Source organism: Nitrobacter sp. JJSN, from assembly GCF_051912485.1.
Lineage (GTDB): Bacteria > Pseudomonadota > Alphaproteobacteria > Rhizobiales > Xanthobacteraceae > Nitrobacter.
Window position 1 is genome coordinate 3,451,121 of record NZ_CP196822.1, and the last position, 13,541, is coordinate 3,464,661.

Below are 13,541 nucleotides of genomic sequence, written 5' to 3' on the forward strand. Positions count from 1 at the left end.
AAGGCATCATTAAGCAAGCAAGTTCCGTTGTTCCGCAACGGGTTACGAACCTTCCCAAGTGTGGCCTATCAGTGACAGCTTTTTGCGCAGAATCGATCTAGGGTTTGAATGACGGGGCCGACGAACGGCTGCTCGAAAAACGAATTCCTGGAGAACGTAATGAAAAAAATCCTGCTCGCCTCTGTGGCATTTATCGGTTTCGGCGCCATCGTGCCGGCACAGGCCGCCGATCTCGCCGCTCGTCACTACACCAAGGCTCCGGCCTACGAAGCCGCACCGATCTACAACTGGACCGGCTTCTACATCGGCGGTCACGTCGGCGGCGCCTTCGGCGGCGACAACAACCTCGCCGCGGCTGGTTTCACCGGCAACGGCAACGACGGCGTGTTCATGGGCGGTGTGCAGGTCGGCTACGACTACCAGTTCGCACCGAACTGGGTGTTCGGCATCGAAGCCAACTACAGCTTCCTCGACACCAATAACGATCCCTTCGTCAACCGCGGACTCGGTTCGGTCACCGGCCGCCTTGGTTACACCTGGGGTCCGGCGCTGCTCTACGTCAAGGGCGGTTACGGCTGGGCTGACACCCGATTCACGAACGGCTTCGGCACCGGCACCTTTTCCGATACCCACATCGGTCGGGACGGCTACACCGTGGGCGGTGGCCTCGAATACCTGTTCACCCAGAACTGGTCCGGCAAGATCGAGTATCAGTACTACAATTTCGGCAGCGCGAGCTCCACTCTCACCGTTGGTAACGTCATTACCCCCGTCCGCTTCACCAACGACGAGCACACCGTCAAGGTCGGTCTGAACTATCGCTTCAACTGGGGTGCCCCGGTCGCTGCGAGGTACTGATCCTCACAACCCTTGAGGGTTTCGAAATAAGAAAAGGCCGGCATCAGATGCCGGCCTTTTTGTTTTGTGTTTCATGAACGTAATGGCTTCCGATAACCCGCAACGCATTCGAAATTCGCGGCACGCCATGGTATCGTCGCGCCACGCGGACGACCGTTTCAAAAGCCGGTTCCGCGTCACGCGGCAATACGAGGATCGTGACAACATGGATTCAGCACCGGTTTCGTTCGACAGCGGCCACGATTTGTCCTCGCGGGTACGCCACGACTGGACGCGATCGGAAACCGAGACACTCTATAATGTCCCTTTCGCGGATCTGGTCTTTCAGGCCCAGACCATTCATCGCCGCAATTTCGATCCCAATCACGTCGAAACCGCGAGCCTGCTCAGCATCAAGACCGGCGGCTGTCCGGAAGATTGCGGCTACTGTTCGCAGAGCGCGCATTACGACGCCGGCGTTAAAGCCACGAAGCTGATGGACCGCGAAGCCGTCATCGAAACCGCGCGGCGGGCAAGGGATGCCGGCGCCAGCCGGTTCTGCATGGCAGCCGCATGGCGCAGTCCGAAGGACAGGGATCTTGAGCGAGTCTGCGACATGGTCAGCGCCGTCAAGGAGCTCGGCATGGAGACCTGCGCGACGCTGGGCATGGTCACACCCGATCAGGCTCGGCGGCTGCATGCCGCCGGACTCGATTTCTACAACCACAACGTTGACACCTCGCCTGAATTCTACGGCAAGATCATCACCACCCGCACGATGCAGGATCGCATCGACACGCTCACCCATGCCCGCGAGGCCGGCCTCAAGGTCTGTTGCGGCGGCATCATCGGCATGGGCGAACAGGTCGGCGACCGGCTCGGAATGCTGATGCTGTTGGCCAATCTGCCCGCGCACCCCGAAAGCGTCCCCATCAACATGTGGAACGAGGTCGAAGCGGTGCCCGTCAATAACACGGCCGTGCGGCCCGATCCGATCGCGCTGGTCCGCATGATCGCGGTGGCACGGATCATGATGCCGAAGAGCGTGGTGCGACTGTCGGCGGGCCGGCAATATATGACCGACGAATTGCAGGCACTGTGCTTTTTGGCCGGCGCCAACTCCATTTTCATTGGCGATGTCCTGCTGACTACCAAAAATCCGCAGACCGCACGCGATGCCGCGTTGCTCGACCGCCTCGGCATCCGCTCACCGCTGGACGACGCGAAGGTCTCCGCTCCGCCTCACTGATCGGATCCACCAGGGTCGGCTCGTCACGGAAAACGGGCCATTGTCCTGACATCCCTGGCTAGGGTTTTCGAGCTGGGTGAACCGCCAGTCCCGCAAGACCCCGGCGGACTGGATTCGTTTGCGCTAGAGCAAATTAATGGCGATTTTTAACCCTGAAACGGACGTCTTGGCGAATTCCGTCTCGACAGCCCGGCTGGAAAGGCTCTAAAAAGGTGTTGTACGTCCGGCGTCCCGGGCTTTTTTCCGGATTTTGTCATGGATTATAGCAAGTTCTTCAGTGACGCGCTCAATCGCCTTCATGACGAGCGGCGCTACCGCGTTTTCGCCGATCTTGAGCGCATCGCCGGCAGGTTCCCCTACGCCACCTGGCACTCGCCCAAGGGGCCGAGCAACGTGGTGATCTGGTGTTCCAACGATTACCTCGGCATGGGTCAGCACCCGAAGGTCGTCGGCGCCATGGTCGAAACCGCGACCCGCGTCGGCACCGGTGCCGGCGGCACCCGCAACATCGCCGGAACCCACCATCCGCTGGTCCAGCTCGAGCAGGAGCTCGCTGATCTGCACGGCAAGCCGGCGGCGCTAGTCTTCACATCTGGCTATGTCTCGAACCAGACCGGCATTTCGACCCTCGCGAGGCTCATTCCGAACTGCCTGATCCTGTCGGACGCGCTCAACCACAATTCGATGATCGAAGGCATCCGCCAGTCGGGCTGCGAGCGCGTCGTCTTCCGCCACAACGACGTGGCGCATCTGGAAGAACTGCTTCGCGCAGCCGATCCGGACCGGCCGAAACTGATCGCTTGTGAGAGCCTTTATTCGATGGATGGCGACATCGCGCCGCTTTCGAAAATCTGCGATCTCGCCGAACGCTATCGCGCGATGACTTATGTCGACGAGGTGCATGCCGTCGGCATGTATGGCCCGCGCGGCGGTGGTATCGCGGAGCGCGAAGGTGTCATGCATCGCATCGACATCCTTGAAGGCACGCTCGCCAAGGCATTCGGCTGCCTCGGCGGCTACATCGCCGGCAATTCTGAAATCATCGATGCCGTGCGTTCCTATGCGCCGGGCTTCATCTTCACCACATCGCTGCCGCCTGCGATCTGCTCGGCGGCGACCGCCGCTATCCGGCATCTCAAGTCATCGACATGGGAACGCGAACGCCATCAGGAGCGCGCGGCGCGCACCAAGGCAAGCCTGATCGCAGCCGGTCTGCCGGTGATGGTGAGTTCGACCCACATCGTCCCGATCTTCGTCGGCAATCCCGAGCACTGCAAGCAGGCGTCCGATATGCTGCTGCATGACCACGGCATCTATATCCAGCCGATCAACTATCCGACCGTTGCCAAGGGAATGGAGCGGCTGCGGATCACGCCGTCGCCATATCACGACGACGCGCTGATTGATCAGTTGGCGGAAGCCCTGCTTCAGGTTTGGGAGCGTCTAGAGCTGCCGTTGCAGGCGAAATCCATGGCGGCCGAGTAGCGCTCTGCCAGGACGCGTTCGCTTTTGATGTAACGCGAACGCGTTTCAATTTCGAATTCACTCCACTAGGAGGCGGACAAGCGCCGCCGCGCACTCGCCTCCGACAACACGATCCGAATCAGATCGGCGGCATTTTTAGCGCCGAGCTTGTCCATGATCCGCGCACGATGAACTTCAACCGTGCGCGGACTGATGCCGAGTCTGCGTCCCGCTTCCTTGTTCGACGCACCCTTGGCCACCTGGGATAGGACCTCGCGCTCTCGGCAGGTCAGCAGATGACGGCCGGGGAAATGGGCGAACCCGTCGATCTCGCCGCCCCGCGCCTCGCGCCACACCTTCACCGCGGCATGAACTCGGTCGACGATCGTATCAGACGAAAATGGCTTCTCCAGAAAATCGAGCGCGCCATATTTCATGGCCTCGACAGCTGTTGCGATGTCGGCCACGCCGGAGATGACGAGGATCGACGCGGCAGCCCGCTCGGCCACCAATCTGCGCAGGATATCGAACCCGGATTCGCCGGGAAGATGCAGGTCGAGAATGACACAGGCGGGCGACGCGCTCCGAACCGCTTCAAAAAACGAGGCGCCGTCGCCAAAGCTTTGCACCGCATAACCCTCGATCTTCAAAACGAGGACCAGCGTTTCCCGCACCGACGGATCATCGTCGACGATAAAAACCGGGATATCCGGAACGAACGACAGAAGTTGGCCCACCTGCGGCCTCCTCAATAGAGATCGATGAGCAACACAACTTATACGTGTATAATCTGATTCGTGCCGGTGTGCAAATCATGACAGCAGAGTTGTCGCGTGGAGCCGCGTAAGGCGCTAGATTTTTGACCGGAACGGCTACGGGGCCAACCCGAAGCAGGGTCCAAGGCAGCGCCTGCCGGAGGAGCCACCGCAATGCTGCACGACTGGGGCGTGATCGCGGCCGCCATCGGCTACATCGGCTTCCTTTTCCTGGTCGCGAGCTTTGGCGACCGGGACTCGAAGTTTGCCCGCGGCGGTACCAGCCGGCTGATCTATCCGCTGTCGTTGGCAGTATACTGCACGTCCTGGACGTTTTTCGGCTCGGTCGGACTCGCGACCCGAACCGGCCTTGAGTTTCTCGCGATCTATGTCGGTCCGATCCTGCTGATCGCGTTCTGCACGCCGCTGCTGCGGCGAATCATCCGGTTGGCGAAATCGCAGAACATCACGTCGGTCGCCGATTTCATCGCCGCGCGCTACGGCAAGAGCCAGGCGGTGGCGGCAACGGTCGCCATCATAGCGATGATCGGGTCGGTTCCGTATATCGCGCTTCAACTCAAGGCGGTTGCCTCGTCGCTCGGAACCATCCTGATCGACGATCAGGCGATCACCAGAATTCCCGTCATCGGTGACATCGCGCTGCTCGTGACAATCGCGCTGGCCCTGTTCGCAGTGCTGTTCGGAACCCGGCAGACCGATGCGACGGAGCATCAACACGGCCTGATGCTGGCGATTGCGACCGAGTCGATTGTCAAACTTGTGGCGTTCATCGCCGTGGGCGCCTTCGTCACGTTCTGGATGTTCAGCCCCGTCGAACTGATCGAGGCCGCGATGAAATCCCCGGAGGCGGTGCGGGCCATCGAGCACACGCCGTCGATCGGCAACTTCCTGACGATGACGCTGCTCTCGTTTCTCGCGATCATGCTGCTGCCCCGGCAATTCCATGTCAGCGTGGTGGAGAACTCCAGCGACGCAGAGGTCAGCCGGGCGCGCTGGCTGTTTCCGCTCTACCTGGTCGCCATCAACATCTTCGTTGTTCCGATCGCGCTCGCAGGCCTCGTCACGTTCCCGTTCGGCATTATCGACAGCGACATGTATGTGCTGGCGCTGCCGATCGAAGGCCAGTCCAGGCTGCTCAGCATCGCAGTCTTCATTGGAGGACTTTCAGCCGGCACCGCGATGGTGATCGTCGAATGCGTGGCGCTGGCGATCATGGTGTCCAACGACATTGTCGTCCCGCTGGTGCTACAGCGCAGTCCGGCATCCCGCGGAGGCCGCAAGGACTTCGGCAACTTCCTGCTCAAGACCCGCCGTCTTGCGATCTTCGCCATCATGATCATGGCGTATTTGTACTACCGCGCGCTCGGCAGCGCACAGCTCGCTGCGATCGGGTTGCTGTCGTTCGCCGCCATCGCGCAACTCGCGCCGGCGTTTCTCGGCGGCCTGGTCTGGCGGCGCGCGACGGCGCGCGGCGCGATCGGCGGCATGCTCGCCGGTTTTGCCGTCTGGGCCTACACGCTGTTTCTCCCGAGCTTCCTCAACGGAAGCGCCGTCGGCATGATGCTGCTGCAACACGGCCCGTTTGGCATCGCCGAACTGAAGCCGCAGGCGCTGTTCGGCGTCAGCCTGCCGCCGCTCATGCACGGTGTGCTATGGAGTCTGTCGCTGAATGTCCTGACATATGTCGCGCTGTCGCTGACGCGGCGACCATCCTCGATCGAGCGGTTGCAGGCGGAAATCTTCGCACCCAACGCCGCGCCGTTGTCTCCGCCGTTCCGACGCTGGCGGTCGACGGTGACGGTGCAGGATATTTTAGACGCCGTGGCGCAGTATCTCGGTCCTAACCGCGCCCGGCAATCCTTCGAGGAGTTCGCCTCCATGCGGCGGCTCAGCCTCGATCCGGCGGCACCCGCCGCTTTCGAATTGCTGCAGCACGCCGAATATCTGATCGCATCGTCGATCGGGGCGGCCTCATCGCGGCTGGTGATGTCGCAATTGCTCCGGCGCCGCACCGTGTCGGCGAAGGCAGCCTTGAAGCTGCTCGACGACGCGCACGCGGCGCTCCACTTTAACCGCGAGATGCTGCAAACAGCGCTGAATCATGTGCGGCAGGGAATCGCGGTGTTCAACCCCGATCTGCAACTGATCTGTTCGAACCGACAATTCGGAAATATTCTCGGACTGCCGCCTCAAATCGTGCAGATCGGGATTCCGCTGACCGAGATTCTCGACGTTCTCGGCACCATCGATCACTCACAGGCCGACCGCGAGACTGCAAAGCAGACCCGACTGACTGCATACACGACGGAGGGACAGCCGCATCTGGAGCGGCTACCGGACCGCAACATCGTGATCGAGGTTCGCGCCAACCGGATGCCCGACGGCGGTCTGGTGATCACCTTCTCCGATGTGACCCCGAGTTTTGAAGCCGCCGAGGCGCTTGAGCGCGCCAACGCCACGCTCGAAAAGCGCGTGCGCGACCGCACCGAGGAACTGACCCGGCTGAATTCCGAACTCGCGCGCGCCAAAAGCAATGCCGAGGACGCCAATAACTCCAAAACGCGGTTTCTGGCGGCTGCAGGTCACGATATCCTGCAACCGCTCAACGCCGCACGGCTCTATGTCACCAGCCTGGTGGAACGGCAGACTGGGGGCGAAGATTCCAGGCTGGTCCAGAACATCGACGATTCACTGGAGGCCATAGAGGAGATTCTGGGCGCGTTGCTCGACATCTCGCGGCTCGACGCCGGTGCCATCACGACATCGATCACGAGTTTCCGGGTCGGCGATCTGATGCGCTCGCTCGAAATCGAGTTCGCCCCGATCGCACGGGCGAAGCAGGTCCGGCTGACGTTCGTGCCGAGTTCGTTGCCGATCGCATCCGATCGACTGCTGCTGCGGCGACTGCTGCAAAACCTGATCTCGAACGCCATCAAATATACGCCGCAGGGCCGCGTGCTGATCGGCTGCCGCCGTTGCGGCAAGTCGCTGCGGATCAACGTCTTTGACACCGGCGTCGGAATCCCGATCCTCAAGCGCGGCGAAATCTTCAAGGAATTTCATCGGCTCGAGCAGGGAGCGCGCATTGCGCGCGGCCTCGGACTCGGCCTGTCGATCGTCCAGCGGCTTGCGCGCGTGCTGGATCACAACATCGCCCTTGACTCAAATCGGAGCGGCGGCTCGGTGTTCTCCGTCACGGTTCCGATCGCGGCGGCCGTCAATCACACCACCCACACCACTGCGGTGACCAGCAGCACGCCGCTGTCGCACGCGCCGATGAGCGGAGCCCTGATCGTCTGCATCGAAAACGATGCAGCGATCCTCGACGGCATGAGGACGTTGCTGACATCATGGGATGCGCGTGTGATCGCCGTGGTCGAATCTGAGGCGGCAATCGAAGCGATCGAAACGGCCGGCGGACGGATCACCGGACTGCTGGTGGACTATCATCTCGACCGCGGCAATGGCATCGCAACGATTCGGGAGATCCGGAAGAAATTCGGCGAGACCATTCCGGCGATCCTGATAACGGCCGACCGCAGTCCTCACGTTCGTGAGGCGGCGAGGCTGGAACAGGTTTCAGTGCTCAACAAGCCGTTGAAGCCGGCATCTCTGCGGGCGCTGATCGGCCAATGGCGAAGCCAGCAGATCGCCGCGGAATAGGCTCCTGCGAAGGCACGGTATCTCAGTTTGAAATTTCGGGATTGAGCCATTTCGGGATTGAGCCATGAACTGACATCGACCATTGGCTAAGCGGTGTGCTGGTCAATGGTTCAGCCTTCAGCTCATAACTTGGACTTGGTTCGGAAGAACAAAAAATATGAAGTATATGATGGCAAGCAGCGCCACCAGTCCCAAACACTGCAAAGCGATTGCAACCCAGAAAAGCAGCGGACTCTTGTATCTCGGCAGCACGGCACCAAAGCCGATTTGTATCTCCATCGATCGAAGGCTTTTAACTAGCTTCAACGCGATCAACGCGAACGCAGTCATTACGACAGCTAGTATCAATATCACTAGCACTATCACTGGCATTAGCGAGCTTCGCTGCAATCGAACGCAATCATAGTCCTGCTAATCAACCATAGTCCCAGCCTAATGCTAGAACTTTAACGATGAAGGCCGCTTTGGGTGAGCGGAAATTCCCAGATGCCTTCGCCCGCCCGACTTCGTCGGTTGACCTCCCCGCAAGCGGGAGAGAAAGTTCATCGTACTCCGAGGAAGCGTTTCCATTATATCAGAATTGCTCTTAGCCGGCCGAGGGCTCGCTCTGACGCCACTGATCCCCGGCAATCCGCGCAGCCGCAATGACCGCCTGGGTGCGGCTCTCGACACCGAGTTTTTGCAGGATCGCGGATACGTGCGCCTTGATGGTCGCCTCCGATACGCTGAGTTCATAGGCGATCTGTTTGTTGAGCAGTCCTTCGGACAGCATCATCAGGACGCGTACCTGCTGCGGTGTCAGCGTGACGATCCGATCGCGCAAGCGCGTCATCTCCGGATCGGCGGCGGCGGACAGATCGACATCGGGCGGAATCCAGATATCGCCCTCGATAACCTTGAGGATCGCGGTGCGCAGCGTTTCGACTCCGAGCCGCTTTGGAATGAACCCGGACGCGCCAAAATCCATCGAGCGGCGGATCGTCGCCACGTCGTCGCTGGCCGACACCACCACCACCGGAATCGCCGAATATTGGGCGCGCAGATAGATCAGTCCTGAAAACCCGCTGATCCCCGGCATCGACAGATCAAGCAGAACCAGATCGACGTCGGCTTCCTGTTCCAGTCGCGCCGTCAATTCCTCGAACGTGCCGGCTTCGCTGATTTTTGCCGGCACGATGCTCGCAATCGCCTGCCGCAGCGCATCGCGGAACAACGGGTGATCATCGGCGATCACGATATGGGTACTGTCTGATGCGGTCATTGAATCCGTGGGCTTGCCAGGCGTTCAGGTTCACTGCGGTCTCAGCCGGGTTCAGCCCCCCGGAATCACGATTGTCCACCGCTCGAACCCGTCTTGCAAGGCAACAATATCCGGAACAGGTAAACGAGTTAACGGACCCTGATCCCGTTCGCCTGAACACTGCAAGTCCTGCGACCAGCAGCGAGCGTTCTGCACCGCGGGGGGATCGGTTTGCGTCGGATCGTCGTGGCCACCACGCGAGGATTGCATCGGCACCCCACGCGTTTGCATGGTCGTGAACCGGAGCGCGCCGATCAGATTCCTCCGGACGTATCGCGCTGGACGCGGCCCGCCATTTCGATCAGCTTCCGCCAGGCGCGCTCGACGAACGACATCATGCGATCCATGTCGCGATCACTCGGCAACGGAATCTCGATGCTGTTGCGGTTGGCGTCAGCGGATTTCGATCCGTCAGCTTTCGGCACGGCGGCGCCGGGCTCGCCCGGCCTCGGAGATTCCGTCTTGGGCAAAACTTTCTGGGTCTTGCCGCCGACGCTCGGCTCGCGCGCAGCGAGCTGTGCCTTCAGTTTCTCGTTCTCCGCCTGCAGCCGGCCAATTTCCCTATCCATCGCGACGTGCTCTTCGGGCAACGCGTAGCACGCCCAGCCGCTGCCCTTGTCCGCGCAGTGCGAGACCACGCCAGTACGCGTGTCCAGCCTGACGAAGCCGCCGCTCATCGGCGAGAGCGTGTAGCGCCCCTTCTCCGTATCCGGGGTCACCTGCGCCAACACCGGCGCGGCGAGGCAGGCGAGCATCGCGGCGGTGGCGGAAATCCGCAGCAGTCTGGGAAGCGGCTTCGCTGCGCTCATGTGTCTGCTCCGTCAATGCCATCGCTTCGCCGCTGGGCCGGCGCCTGCGTCGGGATATCTTCGAGCTATAGCGCCGCCGGCCCGATTTCAACGCATCGGCCCGACGCGATTCGAAACCTCGCGGTCACGGCGATAACCGGTGGCCCGGCGACGTGGGGCGGATCGTCTCTGACGACGTCGATCGCAGGCGGAGCCACTCCCGCCGGCGACCAGGCGAGCGATCAACGACACCCGCATGGAGCAGAGCGCCGAACCGATCGTGGCATTTTTCGTCGATATTACAGTCTCTTAAATGTCATTGCCGGTGCCAACCAAAATGACGCTTCGGCGAAGAAAGTTAAGTCGGGCTGCTGCACCCCCATGAGATCCGCGAGCGCGCGATCCGTCAGCATCCGTGGCACCCCGACTCAGGCGGGGAACCCAACGTAACCCGACATACCGGCGCGTCCGCTTTTGCAGCGCGGCAACTGGGCGCAGCCGGTTTTGATTTTCAAGAATAAGGTCAGCTAATTCAAGGCTATAGCCAGTTTCGGCACAATCTTGACTTGACCTGTGGCCGTCAGTATGGTCCGCGCGGCTTTTGAGGGTAACGGGCGTTATTTCCTGAGTTCGCGGCGTTGTGTCGGGTGTCGAGAGCATGGCTGACGGCACAGACAAAAACGGCGGCGGGCACGGAGATCGCGAGCATTCAGATCCTGATGAAGCTGCGCTTTCCGCAAGGCTCGGAAATCTCGATCAGCGGCTGTCCCAACATCGGGGCGCCCGCAGGAACGAGACTGACCAATCCGGAGATGGAAGCGGAAATGGAGCTGCCAGAGCCTCAGCGATGGCGCGTGGTTTCCGCCTTTCCTCCGAGTTGATCGCGGGCGTTGCCGTCGGAGCGGTGATCGGCTGGGGATTCGACCGCTTGCTGTCGACCTCGCCCTGGGGACTCATCGTGTTTTTCCTGCTCGGCTTTGTGGCCGGCGTGATCAACGTGATGCGGTCGGCGGGCGTGATCCCCGAGCAGACTGACCGATGACGGATGGCTGCCGAGATGACTGAATTGCTTGAACGCCGGCCTGCCGGCAGACCGAAAGTTGCACGCGGATGATGGACCCGATCCACCAGTTCAACATCGAGAAGATTTTCACGATCGGCCATATCGGCGGTCAGGAAATCGCTTTCACCAATTCCTCCGCCTACATGCTGCTTGCCGTCGTACTGACGTCGCTTTTGATGCTGACCACCGGCCGCAAGCTCGTCCCCGGGCGCATGCAGTCGATCGCCGAAATCAGCTACGAGTTCGTCGCAGATACCATACGCACCACCGCCGGCAAGGAGGGGATGAAGTTCTTCCCCTTCGTGTTCTCGATCTTCATGCTGGTGACCGTCTCCAATCTGGTCGGTATCATCCCCTACACCTTTACGATCTCGAGCCACATCATCGTCACGGCCGCGCTGGCATTCCTCGTCTTCTTCACCGTGCTGATCTACGGCTTCTACAAGAACGGCCTGAGATTCTTCAAACTGTTCGTGCCGTCGGGCATTCCGATCGTGATCCTGCCTCTGGTGGTGGCGATCGAGGTGATCTCGTTCTTGTCGCGGCCGGTCTCGCACAGCGTGCGTCTGTTCGCCAACATGCTGGCCGGCCACATCACGCTGAAGGTCTTCGCGAGCTTCGTCACCATGCTCGGCGCCATGGGCATCGTCGGTGTTTTCGGCGCCGTGCTGCCGCTGGCGCTGGTCGTGGCGCTCACTGCGCTCGAGCTGCTGGTCGCATTCCTTCAGGCCTACGTCTTCACCATCCTCACCTGCATCTACATCAACGATGCAATTCATCCGGGCCATTAAAAAGCCCGCCCTAACCGCGTGTTATTTTCAACAAACCTCAACTAAGGAGTTCGTTATGGATCCGGTCGCAGCGAAGTACATTGGCGCTGGTATTGCCTGCATTGGCATGGGTGGCGCTGGCGCCGGCGTGGGCATCATCTTCGGCAACTATCTTGCCGCGGCGGTGCGCAATCCCTCGGCCGCCCAGGGCCAGTTCGGCAACCTGATTTTCGGCTTCGCCGTGACCGAAGCGCTCGGCATCTTTTCGCTTCTGATCGCCCTGTTGTTGCTGTTCGCTCTTTAAGATCACTGACTGGCTGACGGGACCCGGACAACCGGGCCCCGATCAAGCGCAGAGGAGAAGCCCGTGGCTGAGAGTCATGGCAACGCAAAGGGCGCGACGGCCCACACCGAAGCCAACGGCGGCCACAAGGCTGCGCCGTTTCCGCCATTCCAGAAGGACACGTTTGCGTCTCAACTGGTGTCGCTGGCGATCGCGTTCGTTGCGCTTTATCTGATCTCGTCGCGACTGGCCTTGCCGCGCGTGCGCAAGACCATCGACGACCGCCAGAATACGATCGATGGCAATCTCGCGCAGGCGCAAAAGCTGAAGGACGATTCCGACGCTGCGTTGAAGGCCTACGAGACCGAACTCGCAGCCGCGCGGACCCGGGCGCAGACGATCGGCAACGAGACCCGCGAGAAGCTGAATGCCGCGGCCGACGCCGAGCGTAAGGCGCTCGAGGGACGGCTGTCCGTCAAGCTCGCCGACGCCGAGAAGACCATCGCCTCGACACGCGCGGCGGCGATGAGCAACGTTCGCGGCATCGCAAGCGATGCAGCGGCGGCTATCGTGCAGCAACTGACTGGCGCAACGCCTGACCGCAAGCTTGTCGACAGCGCCGTCGAAGCCTCGATGAAGGGATGACGAGACCATGTTTGCCGAGCCGGAAACCTGGGTTGCCATAGCCTTCGTGATCCTGATGGGCGTCTTCGCCTATGTCGGAGTGCACCGCACTGTGCTGACCGCGCTCGATCGTCGCAGCGCTCGCATCAAGGGTGAACTCGACGATGCGCGCCGCCTGAAAGACGAAGCCGCAAAGCTGCTCGCCGACTACAGGGCCCGCCACGCGAGCGCCGAGCGCGAGGCGCAAGACATTATCGCTGCGGCCAAAGCCGAAGCCGAGCGCATCGCGGCCGACGCCAAGGTCAAGATGGAAGATTTCGTCGCACGCCGCACCAAGAGTGCGGAAGGCAAGATCGCATCGGCGGAAGCACAGGCTATCGCGGATGTCCGCGCCGCCGCCGCTGACGCCGCGGTCGCCGCAGCCTCCGCCATCCTGTCGAGCTCGGTGAAGGGACAGGTCGCCGACGACCTGCTCGCCGCGGGCCTCAGCGAAGTTCGCGCCAAGCTGAACTGAGTTTTTCGGGATAGAAACGAAAGCCGGTGCGAGCCATCGCGCCGGCTTTTTTACTTTGGCGGACCGTGATGGTGGCTGCCTATCCCGGCATCATCATCGGCGAAGGCGGATGATCCCGTATCCCCAAAAGCTTCGTGACAAAAAACGCAACGTCCGCAGCGTACTGGGTACCCGCTTACGCGGGTATGACGGCCAGACAGGTGTCAGCAC

12 protein-coding genes are annotated in these 13,541 nt (G+C 61.1%); 9 read left to right on the forward strand and 3 right to left on the reverse strand.

Annotated elements, in window-relative coordinates; genetic code table 11:
• Positions 1 to 159: 159 nt before the first annotated feature.
• From ACSZOQ_RS16915 to hemA, 3 genes are all read left to right on the forward strand, one after another.
• Entirely contained in the window at positions 160 to 858 is a 699-nt protein-coding gene (locus ACSZOQ_RS16915; protein WP_439923571.1) for an outer membrane protein, read from the forward strand.
• Positions 859 to 1,063: 205 nt separating this feature from the next.
• Positions 1,064 to 2,086 (forward strand): biotin synthase BioB, encoded by a 1,023-nt coding sequence (bioB, locus tag ACSZOQ_RS16920; RefSeq protein ID WP_439923572.1) that lies wholly within the window; start codon positions 1,064 to 1,066, stop codon positions 2,084 to 2,086.
• 255 nt (positions 2,087 to 2,341) lie between these two features.
• A complete protein-coding gene (gene hemA, locus ACSZOQ_RS16925) occupies positions 2,342 to 3,571 on the forward strand; it encodes a 5-aminolevulinate synthase (protein WP_439923573.1) in 1,230 nt (409 codons plus the stop codon).
• A gap of 65 nt (positions 3,572 to 3,636) precedes the next feature.
• On the opposite strand, the gene ACSZOQ_RS16930 is transcribed toward hemA, so the two are convergent.
• Positions 3,637 to 4,287, reverse strand: coding sequence for a response regulator transcription factor (locus tag ACSZOQ_RS16930; RefSeq protein WP_439923574.1), 651 nt, complete (start codon positions 4,285 to 4,287; stop codon positions 3,637 to 3,639).
• 192 nt (positions 4,288 to 4,479) lie between these two features.
• Between ACSZOQ_RS16930 and ACSZOQ_RS16935 the strand changes: the two genes are divergently transcribed.
• Positions 4,480 to 7,989 (forward strand): hybrid sensor histidine kinase/response regulator, encoded by a 3,510-nt coding sequence (locus ACSZOQ_RS16935; RefSeq protein ID WP_439923575.1) that lies wholly within the window; start codon positions 4,480 to 4,482, stop codon positions 7,987 to 7,989.
• Positions 7,990 to 8,575: 586 nt separating this feature from the next.
• On the opposite strand, the gene ACSZOQ_RS16940 is transcribed toward ACSZOQ_RS16935, so the two are convergent.
• Positions 8,576 to 9,250: a response regulator gene (locus tag ACSZOQ_RS16940; protein WP_439923576.1), complete on the reverse strand. Its 675-nt coding sequence runs from the start codon at positions 9,248 to 9,250 to the stop codon at positions 8,576 to 8,578.
• A gap of 293 nt (positions 9,251 to 9,543) precedes the next feature.
• Positions 9,544 to 10,098: a hypothetical protein gene (locus tag ACSZOQ_RS16945; protein WP_439923577.1), complete on the reverse strand. Its 555-nt coding sequence runs from the start codon at positions 10,096 to 10,098 to the stop codon at positions 9,544 to 9,546.
• Between the two features lie 637 nt (positions 10,099 to 10,735).
• On the opposite strand from ACSZOQ_RS16945, the gene ACSZOQ_RS16950 reads away from it, so the two are divergent.
• The 5 genes from ACSZOQ_RS16950 to ACSZOQ_RS16970 all read left to right on the forward strand — a co-directional run bounded on the left by ACSZOQ_RS16950 (position 10,736) and on the right by ACSZOQ_RS16970 (position 13,331).
• Positions 10,736 to 11,119, forward strand: a complete 384-nt coding sequence (locus tag ACSZOQ_RS16950) for an AtpZ/AtpI family protein (protein WP_439923578.1) — start codon at positions 10,736 to 10,738, stop codon at positions 11,117 to 11,119.
• 68 nt (positions 11,120 to 11,187) lie between these two features.
• The gene (locus tag ACSZOQ_RS16955) at positions 11,188 to 11,931 is read left to right on the forward strand and encodes a F0F1 ATP synthase subunit A (RefSeq protein WP_439923579.1); all 744 of its coding nucleotides are present in this window, start codon (positions 11,188 to 11,190) and stop codon (positions 11,929 to 11,931) included.
• Positions 11,932 to 11,986: 55 nt separating this feature from the next.
• Positions 11,987 to 12,214 (forward strand): F0F1 ATP synthase subunit C, encoded by a 228-nt coding sequence (locus ACSZOQ_RS16960; protein WP_439926113.1) that lies wholly within the window; start codon positions 11,987 to 11,989, stop codon positions 12,212 to 12,214.
• A 63-nt stretch (positions 12,215 to 12,277) separates the two neighbouring features.
• The gene (locus tag ACSZOQ_RS16965; protein ID WP_439923580.1) at positions 12,278 to 12,838 is read left to right on the forward strand and encodes a F0F1 ATP synthase subunit B family protein; all 561 of its coding nucleotides are present in this window, start codon (positions 12,278 to 12,280) and stop codon (positions 12,836 to 12,838) included.
• A gap of 7 nt (positions 12,839 to 12,845) precedes the next feature.
• Entirely contained in the window at positions 12,846 to 13,331 is a 486-nt protein-coding gene (locus ACSZOQ_RS16970) for a F0F1 ATP synthase subunit B family protein (protein ID WP_439923581.1), read from the forward strand.
• The last annotated feature ends 210 nt before the right edge of the window (positions 13,332 to 13,541 follow it).